The sequence below is a fragment of the Pseudomonas sp. QE6 genome (assembly GCF_041379005.1).
Taxonomy (GTDB): Bacteria; Pseudomonadota; Gammaproteobacteria; order Pseudomonadales; family Pseudomonadaceae; genus Pseudomonas.
The window spans coordinates 4,529,827-4,552,350 of record NZ_CP166873.1 but is presented as its reverse complement, the minus strand read 5'-3'; the positions used below and the strand labels follow the sequence as shown (position 1 = coordinate 4,552,350).

The 22,524-nt window shown below is 65.4% G+C and carries 19 protein-coding genes and 1 pseudogene; 13 read left to right on the top strand and 7 right to left on the bottom strand.

The annotated features are described in order from the left end of the window. Both ACAW63_RS20775 and pbpG read right to left on the bottom strand, forming a co-directional pair. Positions 1-534: a PaaI family thioesterase gene (locus ACAW63_RS20775; protein WP_371228289.1), complete on the bottom strand. Its 534-nt coding sequence runs from the start codon at positions 532-534 to the stop codon at positions 1-3. Positions 535-688: 154 nt separating this feature from the next. Then, positions 689-1,621, bottom strand: coding sequence for a D-alanyl-D-alanine endopeptidase (gene pbpG / locus ACAW63_RS20770; protein ID WP_371228287.1), 933 nt, complete (start codon positions 1,619-1,621; stop codon positions 689-691). 513 nt (positions 1,622-2,134) lie between these two features. On the opposite strand from pbpG, the gene ACAW63_RS20765 reads away from it, so the two are divergent. The 8 genes and pseudogenes from ACAW63_RS20765 (at position 2,135) to ACAW63_RS20730 (ending at position 12,308) form a co-directional block, all read left to right on the top strand. Then, positions 2,135-3,814: an AMP-binding protein gene (locus tag ACAW63_RS20765; RefSeq protein ID WP_371228285.1), complete on the top strand. Its 1,680-nt coding sequence runs from the start codon at positions 2,135-2,137 to the stop codon at positions 3,812-3,814. 39 nt (positions 3,815-3,853) lie between these two features. Beyond that, the gene (locus ACAW63_RS20760; RefSeq protein ID WP_343573473.1) at positions 3,854-4,870 is read left to right on the top strand and encodes an AraC family transcriptional regulator; all 1,017 of its coding nucleotides are present in this window, start codon (positions 3,854-3,856) and stop codon (positions 4,868-4,870) included. 81 nt (positions 4,871-4,951) lie between these two features. After that, positions 4,952-6,193, top strand: a pseudogene (locus ACAW63_RS20755) (chemotaxis protein); the annotation flags it as partial. Between the two features lie 150 nt (positions 6,194-6,343). After that, on the top strand, positions 6,344-7,099 hold the full coding sequence (locus ACAW63_RS20750; RefSeq protein WP_371234734.1) for a methyl-accepting chemotaxis protein: 756 nt from the start codon (positions 6,344-6,346) through the stop codon (positions 7,097-7,099). 408 nt (positions 7,100-7,507) lie between these two features. Continuing rightward, entirely contained in the window at positions 7,508-9,172 is a 1,665-nt protein-coding gene (locus ACAW63_RS20745; RefSeq protein WP_371228283.1) for an acyl-CoA synthetase, read from the top strand. A gap of 18 nt (positions 9,173-9,190) precedes the next feature. Next, on the top strand, positions 9,191-9,961 hold the full coding sequence (locus ACAW63_RS20740; protein ID WP_371228281.1) for a 3-hydroxyacyl-CoA dehydrogenase: 771 nt from the start codon (positions 9,191-9,193) through the stop codon (positions 9,959-9,961). 13 nt (positions 9,962-9,974) lie between these two features. Next, positions 9,975-11,159 carry an acetyl-CoA C-acyltransferase gene (locus ACAW63_RS20735; protein ID WP_331319740.1) on the top strand — a complete coding sequence of 395 codons (1,185 nt, stop codon included), beginning with the start codon at positions 9,975-9,977 and terminating at the stop codon, positions 11,157-11,159. A gap of 21 nt (positions 11,160-11,180) precedes the next feature. Next, the gene (locus ACAW63_RS20730; protein WP_275611531.1) at positions 11,181-12,308 is read left to right on the top strand and encodes an acyl-CoA dehydrogenase family protein; all 1,128 of its coding nucleotides are present in this window, start codon (positions 11,181-11,183) and stop codon (positions 12,306-12,308) included. A gap of 262 nt (positions 12,309-12,570) precedes the next feature. Here ACAW63_RS20730 and ACAW63_RS20725 read toward each other — a convergent pair whose 3' ends face one another. Continuing rightward, a complete protein-coding gene (locus ACAW63_RS20725; RefSeq protein ID WP_275611532.1) occupies positions 12,571-13,503 on the bottom strand; it encodes a LysR family transcriptional regulator in 933 nt (310 codons plus the stop codon). 169 nt (positions 13,504-13,672) lie between these two features. On the opposite strand from ACAW63_RS20725, the gene ACAW63_RS20720 reads away from it, so the two are divergent. Continuing rightward, positions 13,673-14,902, top strand: coding sequence for an acyl-CoA dehydrogenase (locus tag ACAW63_RS20720; protein ID WP_371228278.1), 1,230 nt, complete (start codon positions 13,673-13,675; stop codon positions 14,900-14,902). 227 nt (positions 14,903-15,129) lie between these two features. Here ACAW63_RS20720 and ACAW63_RS20715 read toward each other — a convergent pair whose 3' ends face one another. The 3 genes from ACAW63_RS20715 to ACAW63_RS20705 all read right to left on the bottom strand — a co-directional run bounded on the left by ACAW63_RS20715 (position 15,130) and on the right by ACAW63_RS20705 (position 17,946). After that, the gene (locus ACAW63_RS20715) at positions 15,130-15,327 is read right to left on the bottom strand and encodes a hypothetical protein (RefSeq protein ID WP_275611534.1); all 198 of its coding nucleotides are present in this window, start codon (positions 15,325-15,327) and stop codon (positions 15,130-15,132) included. Further along, entirely contained in the window at positions 15,293-16,336 is a 1,044-nt protein-coding gene (locus tag ACAW63_RS20710; protein ID WP_371228276.1) for a TerC family protein, read from the bottom strand. The genes ACAW63_RS20715 and ACAW63_RS20710 overlap by 35 nt, the downstream gene beginning before the upstream one ends. Positions 16,337-16,563: 227 nt before the next feature. Then, positions 16,564-17,946, bottom strand: coding sequence for a substrate-binding domain-containing protein (locus ACAW63_RS20705; RefSeq protein WP_371228274.1), 1,383 nt, complete (start codon positions 17,944-17,946; stop codon positions 16,564-16,566). A gap of 195 nt (positions 17,947-18,141) precedes the next feature. Between ACAW63_RS20705 and ACAW63_RS20700 the strand changes: the two genes are divergently transcribed. From ACAW63_RS20700 to ACAW63_RS20690, 3 genes are all read left to right on the top strand, one after another. Then, a complete protein-coding gene (locus tag ACAW63_RS20700; protein WP_371228272.1) occupies positions 18,142-18,375 on the top strand; it encodes a hypothetical protein in 234 nt (77 codons plus the stop codon). 307 nt (positions 18,376-18,682) lie between these two features. Beyond that, complete coding sequence (locus tag ACAW63_RS20695; protein ID WP_371228270.1) at positions 18,683-19,978, top strand: hypothetical protein; 1,296 nt, start codon at positions 18,683-18,685, stop codon at positions 19,976-19,978. 197 nt (positions 19,979-20,175) lie between these two features. Further along, on the top strand, positions 20,176-20,799 hold the full coding sequence (locus ACAW63_RS20690) for a PleD family two-component system response regulator (RefSeq protein WP_371228268.1): 624 nt from the start codon (positions 20,176-20,178) through the stop codon (positions 20,797-20,799). Between the two features lie 118 nt (positions 20,800-20,917). Here ACAW63_RS20690 and xthA read toward each other — a convergent pair whose 3' ends face one another. Continuing rightward, complete coding sequence (gene xthA / locus ACAW63_RS20685) at positions 20,918-21,730, bottom strand: exodeoxyribonuclease III (protein WP_371228266.1); 813 nt, start codon at positions 21,728-21,730, stop codon at positions 20,918-20,920. A 129-nt stretch (positions 21,731-21,859) separates the two neighbouring features. On the opposite strand from xthA, the gene ACAW63_RS20680 reads away from it, so the two are divergent. Next, positions 21,860-22,510: a GNAT family N-acetyltransferase gene (locus ACAW63_RS20680; RefSeq protein WP_371228264.1), complete on the top strand. Its 651-nt coding sequence runs from the start codon at positions 21,860-21,862 to the stop codon at positions 22,508-22,510. Positions 22,511-22,524 lie beyond the last annotated feature (14 nt).

Genomic DNA, 22,524 nt, shown 5'->3' with positions numbered 1-22,524 from the left:
TCAGCGCCCGAGGATCAGGCAGGTGGTGGAACCGGTGGCGTAGAGGCGGCCGTCCACGTCATAGAGGCGGCCTTCGGCCAGGGCGGTGGAGCGGCCGAGGTGGATCAGCGTGCCTTCGGCTCGGATCGGCCCGGTATCGCGGGTCAGCGCGCGGATGTAGCTGATGCGCAGGTCGGTGGTGGTGTAGCCCAGCCCGGGTTCCAGCTGGGTGTGCACCGCGCAGCCCATGGCCGAGTCGAGCAGGGTGGCGGCATAGCCGCCGTGCACGGTGCCCAGCGGGTTGTAGTGGCGCAGGTCCGGGGTGCCCTGGAAGATGAAGCGGCCGGGCGCCCATTCCATGGGGACGAAACCGATCAGCTCGTTGATCGGCGGGGAGGGCAGCTCGCCATTGCCAATGCCTTTGAAGAAGGCCAGCGGGGTCATGCTGCGCAATGCCTGCAGCCCGATCACGCCGGGTTCGGCGAGGCGCTGGCGCATCTCGGCGGCGGCCGCTTCCCAGACGGCGATCTTCTGTTCTCGGCTCATGTCATTCATTGCAGGACTCCAGCAGCTCATCGAAATATTACGTTCGTCATGCTAGCATTGAATGACGATTGACATATAAGTGATGGAGGCGCCATCCCATAGGACGAAAGCGACAGGGACAAGGGGGAGGAGGCTGGCGGAGCGGACTCCGCCAGCCGGGGGATTACTCTGCGGTGGCGGTGACGCTGGTTGCGCGGGCCTGGTTGCGCTGGGCCTTGTACTGCAGCGCGACGGCGGGCACCGGCGAAGCCTTGCCGGTTTCCACCCAGCGGCGGATGCGGCCGGCGTCGGCCACGTGGGTGCGCTTGCCGAAGGCATCCAGCAGGGCCAGGGCGACCGGGCGGCCGTTCATCATGGTGACCATCACCAGGCAGTGGCCGGCGTCGTTGGTGAAGCCGGTCTTGGTCAGGCGGATGTCCCACTTGCCGTTGCGCACCAGCGGGTTGGTGTTGAAGAAGCTCAGCGAGTAGCCGGGCTTGCTGAAGCGTGCGTCGCTGGTCGCCGTGGTGCTCATCTGGCGGATCTGCGGGTAGGTGTAGGCGGCCTTGGCCAGGCGGATCAGGTCCTGGGCGTTGGAGGTGTTATGGATCGAGAGGCCGGTGGGCTCCACGTAGTGGGTATGGTTCATCCCCAGGGACCTGGCCTTGGCGTTCATCGCCGCGACGAAGGCCTTGGAGCCGCCCGGGTAGCTGTGCGCGAGGCTGGCGGCGGCACGGTTCTCGGAGGACATCAGCGCCAGCAGCAGCATCTTCTCGCGGCTGATCTGGCTGCCCAGGTGCACGCGGGAGAATACGCCCTTCATCTCGGCGGTTTCGGAGATGTCGACGGTGACCATCTCGTTCATCGGCAGCTTGGCGTCCAGCGTCACCATCGCGGTCATCAGCTTGGTCACCGAGGCGATGGGCACGACCAGGCTGGGGTTGCTGGAGTAGATGACCTTGTCGGTCTGCAGGTCCACCACCAGCGCGCTGCCGGAGGCCAGGACCAGTTGATTGGGTTGTGTCGCCTTGGGAGGCGTGGCGGCGAGGGAGTTCGATGTGCAGACAACAGCGGCGCAGGCAAACAGCAGGCTCAGTATCGAACGACGACTAGTCATGAATGTGATTCGCAGGCGTGAGTGGGAAATTCTCTACATCCATGTAGGTAATTTCGCCGGATTTTAATTCATGCCCCGATCCTGCGCACCTGGCGGCGTGAGGAACCTGCTGTATCACTTTGCGACGGCTTGAGACAGCGTGTTCGACGATCGGGCAGGTGCGTGGAGTGGCGGTGGCAGCACGGGGGCGGGCGGCTTTCCAGCTGTTGCGAAATGCAACCGGCACAGGATAGGCCCCGGTAGTTGAAAAACGTGTCAAACCCTCGCCAGCTATGGGTTTTCCATCTGATGGCACGCTTTGTGACTGGCTATCCTCCGATGTACGGATTGCCTGTACGGCATCGATGACGGTGATCCGGGGTTGCGTTTACCTTTACGTTAACGTAAACATGCTTCGCAGCCCACGACCGACCGGTCAGACCGATCGGCCACCTGCAAGCGAGCCCGGCCGCAGACGCTGCCGTGGTCGAACGTTCAGCGTTGATCCCAGAACAAGCACAACAAGGGAAAGCCATGAACCACCTGAGTTACACCCGCGGCTGCCAGGACAAGCCCCTGCTGGCCATGACCGTCGGCGCTGCCTTCGATGCCACGGTCGAGCGATTCCCGCAGCGCGAGGCCCTGGTCGTGCGCCACCAGGACCTGCGCTACACCTGGGCCGAACTGGCCGAGGTGGTCGATGGCATTGCCCGCGCCTTCCTCGCCCTGGGCCTGCGCCCCGGCGATCGCCTGGGGATCTGGGCGCCCAACTGCGCGCAATGGTGCGTGACCCAGTTCGCCAGCGCCAAGGTCGGCGCCGTGCTGGTCAACATCAACCCGGCCTACCGCAGCAACGAGCTGGAGTACGCGCTCAAGCAGTCCGGCTGCCGCTGGCTGGTATGCGCCGATGCGTTCAAGACCTCCGATTACCACGGCATGCTCACCGGCCTGCTGCCAGAACTGGGGCAGGGCCGTCCGGGCGAGCTGTCCAGCGAGCGCCTGCCGGAGCTGCGCGGGGTGATCAGCCTGTCCGACAGCGCGCCCGCCGGCTTCCTGCGCTGGAGCCAGCTGGCGCCGCTGGGAGCCGTCATTTCCGCCGCCGAACTTGCCGAGCGTCAGGCGCTGCTGCAGTTCGACGAGCCGATCAACATCCAGTACACCTCCGGCACCACCGGCTTCCCCAAGGGCGCCACGCTCAGCCACTACAACATCCTCAACAACGGCCTGATGGTCGGCGACAGCCTCGGTCTCACCGAGCACGACCGCCTGGTGATCCCGGTGCCGCTGTACCACTGCTTCGGCATGGTGATGGGTAACCTCGGTTGCCTGACCCACGGCTCCACCATGATCTACCCGGCGCCCAGCTTCGAGCCCGAGGCGACCCTGGCAGCGGTGGCGGAAGAGAAGGCCACCGCACTGTACGGCGTGCCCACCATGTTCATCGCCGAGCTGGACCACCCCAATCGCCGCGACTTCGACCTGTCCAGCCTGCGCACCGGCATCATGGCCGGCGCCACCTGCCCGATCGAAGTGATGCGCCGGGTGATCGACGAGATGAACATGGCCGAGGTGCAGATCGCCTACGGCATGACCGAGACCAGCCCGGTGTCGCTGCAGACCGGTCCGGAGGACGACCTGGAAACCCGCGTCACCACCGTTGGCCGCACCCAGCCGCACCTGGAAAGCAAGATCATCGACGCCGATGGCCGCATCGTCCCGCGCGGCACCATCGGCGAGCTGTGCACCCGTGGCTACAGCGTGATGCTCGGCTACTGGAACAACCCGCAGGCGACGGCGGAAGCTATCAGCCCGGCGCGCTGGATGCTCACCGGCGACCTGGCGGAGATGGACGAAGCCGGCAACGTGCGCATCGTCGGTCGCAGCAAGGACATGATCATTCGCGGTGGCGAGAACATCTATCCGCGTGAGATCGAGGAGTTCCTCTACACCCACCACGCCGTGGCCGACGCCCAGGTGATCGGCATCCCCGACGAGAAATACGGCGAGGAGCTGGTGGCCTGGGTCAAGTTCCACCCCGGCCACAGCGTCGAGGAGGACGAGCTGCGCGCCTTCTGCAAGGCCGCCATCGCCCACTTCAAGGTGCCGCGCTACTTCCGCTTCTGCGACGACTTCCCGATGACGGTGACCGGCAAGATCCAGAAGTTCCGCATGCGCGAGATCAGCATCGAAGAGGTACGCAGCAAGCGTGGCTGATCGATCGATGCACCCTCACGCCCATGTCCGCGAGGCGGCATGGGCGTAGAAAAGGGCACCATCTCCATCCGCCTGGTGAGCGAGGCGCTGGCGGAGTTTCGTCGCCATGGCGGGGACGAGCGACCGTTGCTGGTCGCCGCCGGCATTCCCGCCGAGCTGTTCGACAAGCCCTACGCGCGGGTTTCCAGCCAGGCCTACGCGCGGCTCTGGCGGCGCCTGGCGCGGGCGATGGACGACGAGTTCTTCGGCATGAATGCCCGGCGGATGAAGTCCGGCAGCTTCAACTTCATGGCGGCCGCGGCGATCCGCGAGCCCACCCTGGAGGCCGCGCTGAACGCCGCGCTGCGCTTCATGGGCCTGATCTTCGATGATTTCACTCCGCAATTGAGCCGCCAGGACGGCTTCGCCGCGATCGTCCTCGACGAGCCCGAAGGTCCCGCGCCGCGCGCCTTCTGCTACTTCACCCTGTGGCTGATGCTGCACGGCCTGGCCTGCTGGCTGGTGGGCCGGCGCATCCCGATCCTCGCCATCGAACTGCGCTGTCCGCAGCCGGACTATCTCTCGGACTACCGCGTGATGTTCACCGAGAACCTGCGCTTCGCCCGCCGCCAGTCGCGCCTGCTGTTCAACGCCGAGGCGCTGGACCTGCCGGTGCGCCGCGACGAGCGCGAGCTGCGCCGTTTCCTGAGCGGCGCGCCGGCCAACATCCTGGTGCGCTACCGCGACCCGCAGAGCCTCGCGGCGCGCACCAAGGCCTACCTGCGCAGCCTGAAGTTCGAACGCTGGCCGGACCTCGATGCCCTTGCCGGGCACTTCTACATGGCGCCCTCGACCCTGCGTCGCAAGCTGGCGGCAGAAGGGCAGTCCTACCAGGCGCTCAAGGATCAGCTGCGTCGCGATCTCGCCATCGCCCGGCTGGACAGCGGCGACGGCAACTTCGCCGATCTCGCCGAGGAACTGGGCTTCGCCGATACCAGCGCCTTCTACAAGGCCTTCCGCAAATGGACCGGCTCGACGCCGGGGCAGTATCGCGCGCTGATGCGCCAGGAGCCCTGAGATTCAAGGGGCCGGCTCAAGTAGCCGCCTTTCAAGCCGATAGAACGTCACAGAACCGCTCTTGCCCAAGGACGCCACTCCATGCCCCTGTCCCGCCTTTCGATCCAGTGGAAAATCACGCTGCTGACCGGCCTGTGCCTGCTCTGCATCGTCAGCCTGCTGGTCGGCTTCTCGCTGCTGCGGATGAACCATGACGCCCAACTGATCAAGGCGGCCAACGCCGATATGCTCAAGGACGCGGCCAAGTCGCGGATGCAGGCGCGCAGCGAGCAGCAGGCGGAGATCATCCAGCGCTTCTTCTCCGATGTGTACCACTTCGGCAACCAGTTCTCCCGCCAGGTCGCCCAGCTGCGTGAGCAGTCCACCAAGCACGGCGTGGACGCGGCGAGTGTGCGCAAGGACCTCAACCTGCTGGTGCGCGACGGCCTGAAGAGCAACCCGGACCTGCTCAGTCTCTACGTGGTCTTCGAGCCCGACGCGCTGGACGGCCAGGACGCCGCGTTCCACGACCAGGCCGACGCCGGCAGCAACGAGAAGGGTCGCTTCGGCGCCTACTGGGCGCAGAAGGCCTCCGGTGAGATGACCGGCCTGGCCGTGACCGAGGAAATGATCGCCGACACCACGCCGATGCTCGACGGCAGCCCGTTCAATACCTGGCAGCAGTGTCCGCTGCAGACCCGCAAGGCCTGCGTGCTCAACCCGTATTTCGACAGCGCCTCGGGCACCAAGGTGCTGATGACCACCGTCACCTTCCCGCTGCTCGACCAGGGCAAGGTCATCGCCGTGATCGGCATCGACATCAGCCTCAGCCGCCTGCAGCAACTGGCCGTCGACGGCGACCGGCAGCTGTACGACGGCGCCGGCAGCGTCAGCATCGTCAGCCCGGCCGGCCTGCTCTCCGGCTACAGCAGCGACGAAGCGCTGCTCGGCCAGCCGCTGGAGAAAGCCATTCCCGGCCAGGCGGCGGAGCTGCTTTCCCTGCAGGCCAGCGGCCGTCCGCAAGTGCTGGAGAAGGATGGCCAGCTGCGCGTGATCGAGCCCCTGTTGCCGATACCGGATGCCACCAAGCCCTGGGCCGTGGTGCTCGATGTACCGCAGGACGTACTGCTGGCGCCCGCGCTGGAACTGCAGAAGCAGCTGGATGAACGCAACGCCAGCGGCGCGCTGTGGCAGACCCTGTCCGGCCTGATCGCCGCCGTGGTCGGCCTGCTGCTGGTGTGGCTCACCGCCCGTGGCGTGACCCGGCCGATCCTCAAGGTCGCCGCCATGCTGCGCAACATCGCCAGCGGCGAAGGTGACCTGACCAAGCGCCTGGACTACAGCGGCAAGGACGAACTGGGCGAGCTGGCCGGCTGGTTCAACCGCTTCCTCGACAAGCTGCAGCCGATCATCCGCGACGTGAAATCGTCGGTGCAGGACGCCCGCGCCACCGCCGACCAGTCCTCGGAAATCGCCAGCCAGACCAGCGCCGGTATGCAGCAGCAGTTCCGCGAAGTTGACCAGGTCGCCACCGCCTCCCAGGAGATGAGCGCCACCGCCCATGACGTCGCCAACAGCGCCGCCATGGCTGCCGATGCCGCCCGTGGCGCCGACGGTGCGACCCGCGACGGCCTCAATGTGATCGACAGCACCACGCGCCTGATCGATGCCCTGGCCAGCGACATGAGCAGCGCCATGAGTCAGGTGGAAGGCCTGGCGGCGAGCAGCGAGCAGATCGGTTCGGTGCTGGAGGTGATCCGTGGCATCGCCGAGCAGACCAACCTGCTGGCGCTCAACGCCGCCATCGAGGCGGCGCGTGCCGGTGAGGCAGGGCGCGGTTTCGCGGTGGTCGCCGACGAGGTACGCAACCTGGCCCGACGCACCCAGGACTCGGTGGAGGAAATCCGCCAGGTCATCGAAGGTCTGCAGAACGGTACCCGCGACGTGGTCGGTGCGATGAGCAACAGCCATCGCCAGGCGCAGGACAGCGTGAGCCAGGTGGAGCAGGCGGTGGCCGCGCTCAAGCGCATCGGCGAGGCGGTCAGCGTGATCACCGACATGAACCTGCAGATCGCCAGCGCCGCCGAGGAACAGAGCGCGGTGGCCGAGGAGATCAACCGCAACGTGGCGGGCATTCGTGACGTCACCGAGTCGCTGTCCAGCCAGGCGCAGGAGTCGGCGCAGGTCAGCCAGTCGCTGAACCAGCTGGCCAACCATCAGCAGGGATTGATGGATCAGTTCCGGGTCTGACGCCGGATGCTCTCGTAGGAGCGGAGCTTCTCCGCGAAATCCCGGCGCCGCCGGGACAATCGTTAGCCGGCCTGGCGGCCGGATCGCCGATAAGATCCGCTCCTACAACAGCCAGTTACGCACGAGGTTTACCTGTAGGAGCGTCCGCGATCCGCCGGCAAGGCCGGCGCCAGATCAGGTTCGCGAGCAAGCTCGCTCCTACGAAGATCGCTCCGGTGCAAACCTTGTAGGAGCGAACTTGCGCGCGAACCGCACGACACGAAGTCCACTCCCTCGAAAACTCAACCATCCCGTCACGCCAGGCTGTCCAATCCGCTCATCCAGATTGGCGGCTTTCGACATTGCCCGCGCAACTCTGCGGCGGGAACATCAAGGGACTCCACACAAGAACAACCCAGGAGTTCCGCGATGCGTTCCCATACCGCTGCCACGGCCGAATTCGACTACCGCGCCACCGCCGACGCCACCCTGGCCGGCAACCTCGATGCCCTCAACGCCTGCGTCGAATGCTGCGACCGCCACGCCATTCCCGGCCGCGTCGCGCTGTTCTGGGAGGGCAAGGACGGCGACAGCGCCTCCTATACCTTCACCCAGCTGAAAGAACTCTCCGGCCGCTTCGCCAGCTTCCTGCACAGCCTCGGGGTGCGCCCCGGCGACGTGGTCTCCGGCATGCTGCCGCGCACCCCGGAACTGCTCATCACCGTGCTTGGCACCTGGCGCCTGGGCGCGGTCTACCAGCCGCTGTTCACCGCCTTCGGCCCCAAGGCCATCGAGCACCGCGTGAAGCTGGCCGGCAGCAAGGTGGTGGTCACCGACGGCGCCAACCGCGGCAAGCTCGACGAAGTGCCGGACGCGCCCACGCAGGTCACCGTTGGCGGGTCGAAGGGGCAGGGCATCCGTCACGGCGACTACAGCTTCTGGGCCGAACTGGAACGCCATTCGCCGGACTTCGAGCCGGTAGTGCGTAGCGGCGAAGACACCTTCCTGCTGATGTTCACCTCCGGCACCACCGGGCTGGCCAAGCCGCTGGCCGTGCCGCTCAAGGCCATCGTTGCCTTCGTCGGTTACATGCGTGATGCAGTGGGGCTGCGCGAGGAGGATTCCTTCTGGAACCTCGCCGATCCGGGCTGGGCCTACGGCCTCTACTACGGGGTCACCGGCCCGCTGGCCATGGGGCACCCGATCACCTTCTACGAAGGCACGTTCACGGTGGAAAGCACCTGCCGCATCGTGCGCAAGTACGGCATCACCAACCTGGCTGGCTCGCCCACCGCGTACCGCCTGCTGATCGCCGCGGGCGAGGCGGTGTCCAAACCGCTCAAGGGCCGTCTGCGCGCGGTGAGCAGTGCCGGCGAGGCGCTCACCCCGGAGGTCATCCGCTGGTTCGCCAGCGAGCTGGGCGTGACCATCCATGACCACTACGGCCAGACCGAGCTGGGCATGGTGCTGGCCAACCACCACGAACTGGAGCATCCGGTACACCTGGGCGCCGCCGGCTATTCCATCCCCGGCCACCGCGTGGTGGTGCTGGACGAGCAGGGCAACGAGCTGCCGGTCGGTCAGCCTGGCATCCTCGCCATGGACCGCCGCCAGTCGCCGCTGATGTGGTTCGCCGGCTACCAGGGCATGGAGACCAAGGCCTTCGTCGGCGACTACTACCTGAGCGGCGATACCGTGGAGCTGAACGAGGACGGCAGCATCAGCTTCGTCGGCCGCGCCGACGACCTGATCACCACCTCCGGCTATCGCGTCGGTCCGTTCGATGTCGAGAGCGCGCTGATCGAGCACCCGGCGGTGGTCGAGGCGGCGGTGATCGGCAAGCCGGACCCGGAGCGCACCGAACTGGTCAAAGCCTTCGTGGTGCTCTGTTCGTCCTACCGGCCGAGCGCGGAGCTGGCCGAGGAACTACAACAGTACGTGCGCAAGCGGCTGTCGGCGCACAGCTACCCGCGGGAAGTGGAGTTCGTCGACGAACTGCCCAAGACCCCCAGCGGCAAGATCCAGCGCTTCCTCCTGCGCAACCAGGAGATCGCCAAGCAACGCGAAGCGGCCGAGAAAACGGCGGCTCACTAAGTCCAGCGGAGAGACTTCATGCAGATCCAGAACAAGGTATTCCTGATCACCGGCGGTGGTTCCGGCCTGGGCGCGGCCACCGCGAAGATGCTGGTGGGTGCCGGCGCCAAGGTGGTGCTGGCGGACATCAATGCCGAAGCCGGCGCGGCCCAGGCTGCCGAACTGGGTGAGGCCAATGCGCGCTTCATCCGCACCGACGTGTGCAGCGAGGCTGACGGCAAAGCCGCCGTGCAGCTCGCCCTGGATACCTTCGGCGCGCTGCACGGCCTGGCCAACTGCGCGGGCGTGGCGCCGGCGGAGAAGGTCATCGGCCGCAACGGCGTGCATGGGCTGGAGAGCTTCACCCGCACCATCAACATCAACCTGGTGGGCACCTTCAACATGCTGCGCCTGGCCGCCGAAGCCATGGCGCAGAACGAACCGGACGCCGGCGGCGAGCGCGGCATCATCATCAACACCGCCTCGGTGGCCGCCTTCGACGGGCAGATCGGCCAGGCCGCGTACTCGGCCTCCAAGAGCGCCGTGGTCGGCATGACCCTGCCGATCGCCCGCGAGCTGGCGCGCTCGGGCATCCGCGTGATGACCATCGCCCCCGGCATCTTCGAGACCCCGATGATGGCCGCCATGCCCCAGGAAGTGCGTGACTCCCTCGGCGCCAGCGTACCGTTCCCGCCGCGCCTCGGTCGCCCGGACGAATACGCCGCGCTGGCCCGCCACATCATCGAAAACACCATGCTCAACGGCGAGGTGATCCGTCTCGACGGCGCCATCCGCATGGCCGCGAAGTAAGAGGAGAAAGCTCATGAACGATCCCATCGTCATCGTCAGCGCCGTCCGCACGCCCATGGGCGGCTTCCTCGGCGACTTCAAGGACGTGAATGCCGCCACCCTCGGCGCGGCGGCCATCCGCGCCGCCGTCGAACGCGCCCGCCTGGGCGCGGAAGAAGTGGACGACGCCGTGCTCGGCTGCGTGCTGTCCGCCGGGCAAGGCCAGGCCCCGGCGCGCCAGGCGGTGCTGGGCGCGGGGCTGGCGCGCGGCACGCCGTGCTCCACGGTGAACAAGATGTGCGGTTCGGGCATGAAGGCCGCGATGATGGCCCATGACGCGCTGCTCGCCGGCAGCGCCCGCATCGCCCTGGCCGGCGGCATGGAGAGCATGTCCAACGCGCCGTACCTGCTGGAACGCGCCCGCAGCGGCTACCGCATGGGCCACGGCAAGGTGCTCGACCACATGTTCCTCGACGGCCTCGAAGACGCCTACGACAAGGGTCGCCTGATGGGCACCTTCGCCGAGGACTGCGCCGAGAAGTACGGCTTCACCCGTCAGCAGCAGGACGACTATGCCATCGCCTCGCTGACCCGCGCGCAGAAGGCCATGAGCGAAGGCCGCTTCGCCGACGAGATCGTTCCGCTCACCGTCAAGGCCGGCAAGGAAACCCGTGAAGTCAGCCAGGACGAGCAGCCGCCGAAGGCCAGGCTGGACAAGATCCCGACCCTCAAACCGGCGTTCCGCGACGGCGGCAGCGTGACCGCGGCCAACTCCAGCTCCATCTCCGACGGCGCCGCCGCGCTGGTGCTGATGCGCCTGTCCGAAGCGGAAAAGCGCGGTCTCACCCCGCTGGCGGCGATCCGTGGCCATGCGTCCTTCGCCGATGCGCCGAACCTGTTCCCGACCGCTCCGGTGGGCGCGGTGAACCGCCTGCTGCAACGCACCGGCTGGGCGCTGCACGATGTCGACCTGTTCGAGGTCAACGAAGCCTTCGCCGTAGTTGCCATGGCCGCCATGCGCGAGCTGGACATCCCCCACGACAAGATCAACGTCCACGGCGGCGCCTGTGCCCTGGGCCACCCGATCGGCGCGTCCGGCGCGCGGATCATCGTGACCCTGCTGTCGGCGCTCAAGCAGTACGACCTCAAGCGCGGCGTCGCCGCCGTGTGCATCGGCGGTGGCGAAGCGACGGCCATTGCGGTCGAGCGGTTGAGCTGAGGCTGATCTTAGGAGAGTTCCATGATTCCGAGTGAAGAAGACATCCAGATCCGCGACGTTGCCCGCCAGTTCGCCCAGGAGCGGTTGAAGCCCTTCGCCGCCGAGTGGGACCGCGAGCACCGCTTCCCCGCCGAAGCCCTGAAGGAAATGGCCGACCTCGGTTTCCTAGGCATGCTGGTGGCGGAAGAGTGGGGCGGCGCGCAGACCGGCCACCTGGCCTACGCCATGGCACTGGAAGAGATCGCCGCCGGCGACGGCGCCTGCTCGACCATCATGAGCGTGCACAACTCGGTGGGCTGCATGCCCATCGCCAAGTTCGGCAACGACGAGCAGAAGCGCCAGTTCCTGGTGCCCCTGGCCCGTGGCGAGATGATCGGCGCCTTCGCCCTGACCGAGCCGCAAGCGGGCTCCGACGCGAGCTTCCTCAAGACCCGCGCGCGCCGCGACGGGGACCATTATGTGCTGAACGGCAGCAAGCAGTTCATCACCTCCGGCAGCCACGCCGGGGTGGTGATCGTCTTCGCGGTGACCGATGCGGCGGCGGGCAAGAAGGGTATCAGCGCCTTCATCGTGCCCACCGACACGCCCGGCTACCGCGTGGTGCGCGTCGAGGACAAGCTCGGCCAGCATGCCTCGGATACCTGCCAGATCGCCTTCGACGACGTGCGTATCCCAGCCAGCTACCGGCTGGGCGAAGAGGGGCAGGGCTACGCCATTGCGCTGGCCAACCTGGAAGGCGGGCGCATCGGCATCGCTTCCCAAGCCGTCGGCATGGCCCGCGCGGCGTTCGAATACGCCCGCGACTACGCCCACGAGCGTGAGACCTTCGGCAAGCCGATCATCCAGCACCAGGCCGTGGCCTTCCGCCTGAGCGACATGGCCACCGAGATCGCCGTGGCGCGGCAGATGGTCCACCACGCCGCCAGCCTGCGCGAAGCCGGCCTGCCATGCCTGACCGAAGCCTCCATGGCCAAGCTGTTCGCCTCGGAAATGGCCGAGCGCGTGTGCTCCGCGGCGATCCAGACCCTCGGCGGCTATGGCTATCTGCAGGATTATCCGGTGGAGCGCATCTACCGCGACGTGCGCGTGTGCCAGATCTACGAAGGCACCAGCGACGTGCAGCGGCTGGTGATCGCACGGAGTCTGTAAAAGGTTCGCCCGCAAACCCTGGCCTGTTCGTTGGACAGGCACTTCGGCAGGGCGGGGTTTGCGGGTGGCTTATCAGGCGGGACGGATTGCTATTCGTGGGAGCGAGCTTGCCCGCGAACGGTGCTCGCCGGTAATTCTGCGGCTGGGCGGTTCGCGAGCAAGCTCGCTCCTACAAGGTCAGCCGCATCACGCGATCCAGTCGTGGGAAACCTAGGGTGGCGTGGAGCGAAGCGATACCCATCGATCGATATCGCCCTGAGTATCAGGCCCGTTCCGCCGCTTCCCGCGCTTCCCGCGCCGTCACCTGCTGGCACAACTCGATGATCTGCTCGCGCATCCAGCGGTTGGCCGGGTCCTGGTCGGTGCTTTCGTGCCAGTACAGGTGGGTCTCCAGCTTGGGTACGTCGTTCACCGGCAGGTTGACGAAGTGCAGGCCATGGTGACGGGCGAAGCGTTCGGGGACGGTCACCACCATGTCGGTCTGCTGCACCACGGTGGAAGCCATCAGGTAGTGCTGCGAGCGCAGGGCAATCTTGCGTTGCAGGCCCATCTTGCCCAGCGACAGGTCGACGTAGCCCAGGCCGCTGCGGCGGCTGGAAATCTGGATGTGCGCCACCGACAGGTATTCCTCCAGCGTCAGCTTGTCCTTGGCCAGCGGGTGGCCCTGGCGCATGGCGCAGACGTAGCGGTCTTCCATCAGCTTGACGTGGCGCACCTGCGGGTCGGTGTTCAGCGGGGCGTCCACGGCGAAGTCCAGGCGGCCGGCGGCCAGTTCCTTGGTGGTCTCGCGGCGCTTGGAGAGGAAGCTTTCGATGTGCACGTTCGGCGCCTGGCGACGCAGGCGCTGGAACAGCGGCGGCAGGACGATGGCCTCGGTGAGGTCGGTCATGCTGATGCGGTAGGTCTTGTTCGCCTGGGTGGGGGTGAAGGTACGGCTTTCCTGCACCGAGACGCGCAGCAGCTGCAGCGCGTTGCGCACCGGGCCGATGATGTTCTGGGCCATGGGCGTGGGCACCATCCCCTGTGCGGTACGCACGAACAGCGGGTCGTTGAAGGTTTCGCGAAGGCGGGCGAGGGCGTTGGAGACGGCGGGCTGGGTGATGCCGACGATCTGTCCGGCGCGCGTCAGGTTGGCTTCGGTGTAGATCGCGTCGAAGACAATGAACAGGTTCAGATCGACCTTGCTGAGGTTCATTCCAGGGCTCCGCTTGTAGTTGTTCTGGGGCCGATCATACCCGAACCGACGCTCAGGTCCATACGGGTTATGAATGTTCATTGATTCGGATAATAGGCTGGGTAAATCCTCGTTGCTGTTCTAGCATCATCACCACGACAAACAACTCGCCGCCAGAAGGTAGCCACCCATGGATTTCGCTTATTCCGCCAAGGTTCAGGACCTGCGTGAGCGCGTCACCGCGTTCATGGAAGCCTACGTCTATCCCGCCGAGAAGGTGTTCGATGAGCAAGTGGCCCAGGGCGACCGCTGGCAGCCCACGCCCATCATGGAAGAGCTCAAGGCCAAGGCGAAGGCCGAGGGCCTGTGGAACCTGTTCCTGCCCGAGTCCGAACTGGGCGCCGGCCTGACCAACATGGAATACGCGCCGCTGGCCGAGATCATGGGCCGCTCGCTGATCGGCTCCGAGCCGTTCAACTGCTCCGCGCCGGACACCGGCAACATGGAAGTGCTGGTGCGCTACGGCAGCGAAGAGCACAAGCGCACCTGGCTGGAGCCGCTGCTGCGCGGCGAGATCCGCTCCGCCTTCGCCATGACCGAGCCGGGCGTGGCTTCGTCCGACGCCACCAACATGCAGGCCAACGCGGTACGCGACGGTGACGAGTGGGTCATCAACGGCCGCAAGTGGTGGACCTCCGGCGCCTGCGATCCGCGCTGCAAGATCATGATCTTCATGGGCCTGACCAACCCCGACGCGCCGCGCCACCAGCAGCACTCGATGATCCTGGTGCCCACCGACACCCCCGGAGTGAAGATCCTCCGCCCGCTGCCGGTATTCGGCTACGACGACGCCCCGCACGGCCACGCCGAAGTGCTCTTCGAGAACGTGCGGGTACCTTATGAGAACGTGCTGCTCGGCGAAGGCCGTGGCTTCGAGATCGCCCAGGGCCGCCTCGGCCCGGGCCGCATCCACCACTGCATGCGCTCCATCGGCATGGCCGAGCGCGCACTGGAGCTGATGTGCAAGCGCGCCGTCAGCCGCACCGCCTTCGGCAAGCCACTGGCGCGCCTGGGCGGCAACATCGACCACATCGCCAACTCGCGCATCGAGATCAACCAGGCTCGCCTGCTGACCCTCAATGCCGCGTACATGATGGACACCGCCGGCAACAAGATCGCCCAGAGCGAGATCGCCCAGATCAAGGTGGTGGCGCCCAACGTCGCCCTGCAGGTGATCGACCGTGCAATCCAGATCCACGGTGGCGCCGGCGTCTCCAACGACACGCCGCTGGCATACTTCTACGCCATGCAGCGCACCCTGCGCCTGGCCGACGGCCCGGACGAAGTGCACCGTGCGGCCATCGGCAAATATGAAGTCGGCAAGTACGTGCCCAAGGAGATGCTGCGCAGCGGTCGCTGATCGCACTCCGCAACGAAACAGGCCCGCAGATGCGGGCCTTTTTCATTTTCGCGCCGCATGCTCTTCGTAGGAGCGAGCTTGCTCGCGAACCTGCCCCATAGATCGATAGGACACCTGCTTCGTGCTCACGGAGCTATTCTGGCGCCTGCCGGCGCCGTTCGCGAGCAAGCTCGCTCCTACACGGTGCCGCTCCGACAAAAAGGCCAGCTTTCGCTGGCCTTGTCGTTTCACTGCTCGGGAGAAGGCTCCGGTCCATCTTCCTTCATCTGCGCCAGCCACCATTCCCGCCGGGTGTGCAACTGGGCGGCGAAGGCGCGTGCGGCGGCCTCGTGGGGAAAACGCAGCGCACGACGGCCGAGACGGACCTGCCAGTAGGCCTGGCCGCGAAACTCAATGGCCTCGATCCTCACCTCCAGTGCTTGCATGCACCCTCTCCTGGCTGACGATTTCCAGCGGCTGCTCGCTGGTGCGGCGGGTCTTGATCAACGATAGCAGGATGCCACCGGCGAGCAGGCCGAAGGTTACGCCAAGGGACAGGGCGGCGGGAACCTTGCCGATGAATCCGTGCAGGAAGATTTTCGTGCCGATGAACACCAGCACCAGAGCCAGGGCGTACTTCAGATAGATGAAGCGGTGGATCATCGCCGCCAGCGAGAAGTACAGGGCGCGCAGGCCGAGGATGGCGAAGATGTTCGAGGTATAGACGATGAACGGGTCCTGGGTGATGGCGAAGATCGCCGGCACGCTGTCCACCGCGAACACCAGGTCGGCCAGCTCGATCAGGATCAGCGCCAGGAACAGCGGGGTGGCATAGCGCACCAGCTTGCCCGAGGCGTCCGGCATCCTCACGAAGAAGTGATGTTCGTGGATCTTGTCGGTCATGCGGATGTGCTTGCGCAGGAACTTCAATACCGGATTGTTCGCCAGGTCGGGTTCGTCATCGTGCTTGCTGAACAGCATCTTCACACCGCTGAACAGCAGGAAGGCGCCGAACACGTACATGATCCACTCGAACTCCTTCACCAGCGCGGCGCCCAGGCCGATCATCAGCGCGCGCATGACGATGGCGCCGAGGATGCCCCAGAACAGCACCTGATGCTGGTAGCGGCGGGGGATGCCGAAGAAGCCGAAGATCATCGCCATGACGAACACGTTGTCCATCGATAGCGACTGTTCGACGAGGAAGCCGGTGTAGTACTCCACCGCGCTGGTGGCGCCGAACTCGTACCAGACCCAGCCGCCGAAGGCCAGGCCGCAGGCGAAGTAGCCGGCGGAAAGCATCAGGCTTTCACGTACGCCGATCTCATGGTGATCGCGTTGCAGAACGCCCAGGTCGAGTACCAGCAGGAGAATCACGATGGCCAGGAAGGCCAGCCAGAACCAGGTGGCGGTTCCGAGGAATGGTTCGGTCAAAAAGGCGTGCAGAGCTGTCATTTGGCCCCTCCCTTAGTGTCGTTGTCGAAAAGTGACTCCGACATGGCGGTTGGCAACCGTCAGAGGGGCCCGGCGTCACTCCGGGAACATAGCAGAGCGCTCGGTTCAGACAAGCGGAGGAACGTAACAAGTTCCTACATCAGTCAAGACTGGGCGACCGGCGCCTGCAAAAAGTCTGGATGCTGATCCTCCGACGATCGGCGTCTGAAGGCTCATCGTCGGGTCGGTCAGTAGACCCAGACCTCGACGCGGCGGTTCTTGATCCGCCCGTCATCGTCGTTGTTGGCCGCCACCGGCAAGGCGTCGCCCATGCCGCTGATCTCGCGGAACATCACGCCGTCCTTGGCCAGCTCGCGGCGCACGGCCATGGCGCGAAGCTTGGAGAGCAGCTCGGCGCGCGCGGGGTCCTGTTTCGGATCGCCGAAGCCGACCAGCACCGTCTGCTTGTTCATCTTGCCATTCTGCTGCAGGTAGGCCAGCAGGCGCTCCACGTCGCGCTGGGCCTTGTTGTCGAGGGTGGCGCTGCCCTCGCGGAAGCGGAAGTTCACCGACAGCCGCTGGGCATCGCGCGCCAGGCTCTGGTACGCCTGGGGCATACCGGCCCGCGGCGTCATCTTCACCGCTTGTACGCGCTGGCCGACGAAACCGCTGGCGCTGACCAGCGCCTGGCCCTGGTCGCCCTGGGCGAACTGCAGCAGCGCGTGGGCCCAGCGGTTGCTCTCCTCGGGCTTCATATAGAGGAACAGGCGGCGCGATAGCGGATAGTCCTCGGTGGCGATCAGCGTGGTCGACGGCGGCATCGCCTGCGAGTCGCCGTCGGCAATGCGCAGCGTCTTGGCCTTGCGGATCGACGACAGGCCGACAAAACCGATTCCCTGCGGATCGGCACTGACCTGCTGGGACAACTGGTCGCTCGACTCGAAGCGCTGCGTGCCGTTGGCCAGGGTCTTGCCGTGGCCGGCCAGCACCAGTTCCTTGAAGGTGTCGAAGGTCCCGGAGTTGTCATCGCGGGCGTAGAGGTGGATCGCGCCGCCGCGGCCGCCGAGTTCCTCCCAGGTCTTCACTTCGCCGGAGAAGATGCGCGCCAGATTGTCGGTGGTCAGTTCGTCCAGGGCGTTCGCCGGGTTGACGATGATCGCCAGACCGTCGATGCCGATCACGTGTTCGGCCTTGGCGCTACGCAGGTTTCCCGAGGCCGAAAGGCCTGCCGCTTCCGCGTCCTTGATCGGTCGCGAGGCGGCCGCCAGTTCTGCGCTGTTGTCCTTGAGGGCGACGAAGCCGGTGCTGGAACCATGGGCCGCCAGGTCGACTATGGCTTCCTTGCCGTCGGCGCTGCGGCCGATCACGCGCAGCTCGTTTTCCGCCTTGCCCGGTTGGACGCTGACGTCGGCGTAACCCTCGCTTTGCAGCAGGCCCTTCACCAGCTCCGGAAGCAGATGCGCGCCGATGGTGTTGGAGCCCTGCACCCGCAGCACCGGCTCCCCGGCATGGGACGAGGGCAGCGCGGCGAAGGCCTGCCAGGGGAACGCATAGCAGATGAATCCGATGATGAGCCAGGCGATGGTGACGGGCCAGGCCTGGGCATCGCTGGCGCTCGGCTTGTACGACATTGAGCAACTTCCATTTGAGGCATCGATGGCGCGGCAGAATAAGTCGGAATCATTGCATCGATATGACGCTTGGCTGCATTGCAGGGCCGTTGCCGCGGTCCTCGGACATGACTGATGAAATGCAGGAAGTTTCCGATTTCCGTTCCCTTTGAACGTCGCTATACAGGCGTTCGTGTTGGGGGCCTGGAGATCGAGATGCGTGAGATCGTCGACTTTGCGTCGGTACTGATGAAGCTGGTGATCATCCTGACGCTGCTGATGATGGCTGGCTCGTTTGTCGTGCTGCCGGACAGGGCAGGTGGACTCGTCCTGTCGATGCTCATGCTCATCGCGCCGTTGTTCGTGCTGGCGACGCTGCTGGACCTGGTCAGCCTCCTCAGAGGTCGTGCGGGAGGCGGCGTCTTCTCGAAGCAATCTCGTCGCGGCTGATCCTCCTGCGGCACCTGTCAGGCTTGGGAAAATTCCCCGGACGCATCGGGGGAATCTGATAACGCCGGTTCACTGACCAAGCGACACTTGCGCCGGTTCAAGCTCCCGCTGGAAGGAAATCATGACTCGACACCGTTCGGCTCCCTGGCAACGCCGGGCCGGCCCCGGCCATGGCGTCAGGCTGATTTCGCTGGCTGTACACAACCCCTCCGCTACGTACTGGGGCCGTCCCTGGCGTCGGCACGCACTGAGTCTGCCGGCCCCGCGTGACACGACGTTCAATGGACTCAGGTGGCCTGCGCAGTCCTTGCAGTCATGGCTGCATCTGCTGGCAAAGGCCGGTTTATTGAGCCGGCCCGACGCGCCCACCATTACCCCGATAGAGTCGCAGGAACCAGACGAGAACCCGTCGATTTCGGGCCTGGGTTTCGAACTGTGCACGGACATGGTTCTCGACTTCGCCCAGGTGGCTCGTTTGTCCAGTCTGAAAGACGAAGAAGCACAGGCCGCGCCTCCCAGTGACGAGCCGGATGCTTCCGGGCAGGACCAGATACTTTCCTCTTCCGCCTCTGGTGCAGATGTGCCAGCGATGGCGTTCGCCGAGCAGCAAACGGTGGAGACGCCGAACGTCGCTGCGCAAGGCGAGGCTTTAGAGCGGGATCAGCAGGCCGAGTCGCCGAAGACCGAACCCGTCTGGGCCGACCAGTCTCCGGACCCAGTCTCCGGCGCCGACGAATCGAGCCTGTTCGCGTGCCTCGAAGCGATGATGTCGAGCCTGGAGGCGGCAGGCCACACCGCCGCGATTGGCGCAGCGGCAGCGGCTGCCTCGGACGAGCCGGCAGCACACGCAGTGGACGCCCCCGAGGCGAGAAACAGCAAACTTGAAGCAGCACTTCAGGGGATCTTGATCCACAAGGAATGCGTAATGACCGAAATGCACGATGTGATGCCCGAAGCCGATATGCCCGGTGCCTCTGTTCCGATCGCCTCGGCCGAATTGCAGGAGGTGGAGGCCGCCCTGAGCGTTCCCCAACTCGACGCCGATCCGGACGATGTACTTTCCGATGTACAGAGCACGCTCAACTCGCTCGCCGGCATGGCTCAGGGACTGAGTCAGCAGAAGCAGGCGGCGGGGCGCCTGCAGGAGGAGCTGGACGAGCGGAGCAACCAGTTGCAGGAGCGCGAGCGCCTGGCCAATGACAAGGAAGAGCGACTGCTGCAACTGGAGAACCATCTCAAGGAAGCCAAGGCCAACCTGGATCGCATGGCGGCCGAGAACAATCGCTTGCTGGCGGAGCGTAGCGAAGCGCTGAAGGAGCTGGCCCAGACGGTCGACCTGCGCGACAAGGCTACGCTCAAGCGCGCCGAAGCGATCCAGCTGGAACAACAGCGTATCGACGAGCAGTCGGCCAGCTTGCGCGCCCGCGCCAGTGAGCTGGATGAGCGTGAAAGCGCGCTCAAGCGCAAGAGCGAGGAGCTCGGGATGCGGCTGAGGCAATTGCAGAGTGCCAAGGACAAGTTCAGCGCCATCGTCAAGAGCTTCAACGAGACAGTGCAGTTCAACAGCACCCTGTCGGCCATTTCCAAGTCCGTTGTCGAGTGAACCCGGCGTAAAGGGAGCAATGATCGTTGTTGTCGCCGATGGGGTAACCCTGATGCGATAGATGTTGCCCGGGACAGGGATTGTCCGATGTGCTCCGGTTGCGTTCATCGACGCTCGCGGAATGTTCAGCGGAACCCTGCGCGTCTGGCCTGCACGCCTGCGATCGGCGAAGCGAGGCCTTCGCTACAAGGAGCAACATGGCCCGCATCGTAATCATCGAACCGTCAAGGCGCGACTTCACGGCTATCCGCCGCCTGTTGCAGGCCGGCGGTCACCAGTGCGATCTGCATTTCAAGCTGGGACGGCAGGCTCTGAATCAATTGAAGGCTTCTGATTGCGACCTGCTGGTGGTGACGCTGGAACTACCGGATATCCATGGAATGGAGCTGGTCGCGATGCTTCGCCGTAATGGTCAGCTCGAAGTCTCTACACCGGTGCTGGTCTGCTCCAGCCTCGATACCTCACTGAACATCCAGCGTGCCATTCGAGGCGGTGTATCCGGCTTCCTGCGGCTGGACGATCGCCCGGCCTTGATCGGGCGCGCCATCGAGACCGTCCTGGCGGGAGGGACGATTTTTCCCGAGCACGCGCGGCTGCCGTTGGGGGATGACTCCAGGCTGGAAGCAGCACTGGCGTTTCCCACTCATCAGGTGGCTGTGCTGCATGGCCTGCATCTAGGCGATTCGGTGTCTGCGCTGGCAGCGCTTCTCGAATCGTCGGGAGCGAGCGTCGGGCAGCAGAAAAGGCGGCTGATGCGTAAGCTTTCTGCCAGCTCCCTGGACGAGCTCTTCAGCATCTGCGAAGAGATCGGACTGCTATAGCGGCGTCCATCCGGCGCCGCAACTCCGCTCCTTCCTGCCAGAGTGCTGGCGCCCTGTGCGGAGGTTGGACTGAACGACGACAAAGCCCGGCATTGCCGGGCTTTGTCGTTTGCGCGGATTACTTCAGCTGCAGCCAGATCGGTGCGTGGTCCGACGGCTTTTCCATGCCGCGGATGTCGTAGTCCACGCCGGTGTCGGCGATGCGTCCGCGCAGGGCCTCGGATGCGAGGATGACGTCAATGCGCAGGCCGCGCTTGGGCTCGTCCTCGAACCCGCGGCTGCGGTAGTCGAACCAGCTGAAGCGATCGGTCACCGCCGGGTTCTGCAGGCGGAAACTGTCCACCAGGCCCCAGCCCTTCAGGCGCGCCAGCCACTCGCGCTCCTCAGGCAGGAAGCTGCACTTGCCGGTCTTCAGCCAGCGCTTGCGGTTCTCCTCGCCGATGCCGATGTCGCAGTCTTCCGGCGAGATATTGATATCGCCCATCACCACCAGCGGCTGGCTGGGCTGGAAGCGGGTTTCCAGCAGGTCCTGCAGGTCGGCGTAGAAGCGCTGCTTGGCAGGGAATTTCACCGGGTGCTCGCGGTTCTCGCCTTGCGGGAAGTAGCCGTTCATTACGGTGATCAGCTCGCCCTGGGCATCCTTGAAGGTGCCCCAGATGAAACGGCGCTGCGAATCTTCGCCATCGTTGGGGAAGCCGCGCTGCAGCTCCAGCGGCTCCTGGCGGGAGAGCAGGGCAACGCCGTAGTGGCCTTTCTGCCCGTGGTAGTGCACGTGATAGCCGAGGGCTTCGACTTCCTCGCGAGGGAACTGGTCGTCCGCGACCTTGGTTTCCTGCAGGCCGATCACGTCCGGCTGATGGCGCTCGATGATGGCCTGCAGCTGATGGGGACGTGCGCGCAAGCCGTTGATATTGAAGGAGACGATTTTCATCCTGGACGTCCTGGCAAAAGAACGATGCTAGCCCAAGGTGGCCGATTCTGGCGACCCTGGCGCGCCGCTGCTAGTGTTTCGTGGCTGGAGCGCGAACCATAAGAAGACACCAGAAGAAGAGGCGTCCGCATGCCTGATTCGATCGCCGAAGTGCGCCTGCTCGACAGCGGCTACAGCCGCGAAGTCCGCTCGCTGCTGTATCACGCTTATCGCCATGAACCGACTTTTGCCTACCTGTTCGAAGCCGACCGCCCCGGTTTCGACCAGCGCGTGCGCGCCACGGTGCGCGAGCTGACCAACCAGCACTTCCTCGAAGAGCTGCCGGCCATCGGCCTGTTACGCGAGGACCGCCTGGTGGGCGTGGCCCTGATCGCGCCGCCGCAGCAGCGCCTGGACATCACCGAGAGCTGGGCCTGGCGCATGCGCATGCTGCTCACCACCGGTTTTCGCTGCACCCGCCGTTACCTGGACTATCACGCCGCCGTGCTCGGCTGCCTGCCGCCGGGGCCGTACCACATCCTGCCGCTGATCGGCATTCATCCGGAGTTCCAGGGCAAGCACCTGGGCGAGCAACTGCTCGATGCGCTGCATGTCTGGTGCGCGGAGGAGGGCAGTTCCCAGGGGTTGGTGCTCGACACCGGGAATTCGCGTTACCTGGATTTCTATCGCCGCCACGGCTATGAGGAGCTGGGCGAGGTGGCCCTGGGGCCGATCCGGGAGCACGTGCTGTTCCATCCGAACCCGAGACCGGAAAGCCAGCTGGCCAGCCAGGGCGGATAGCGCTTTTGAGGGTT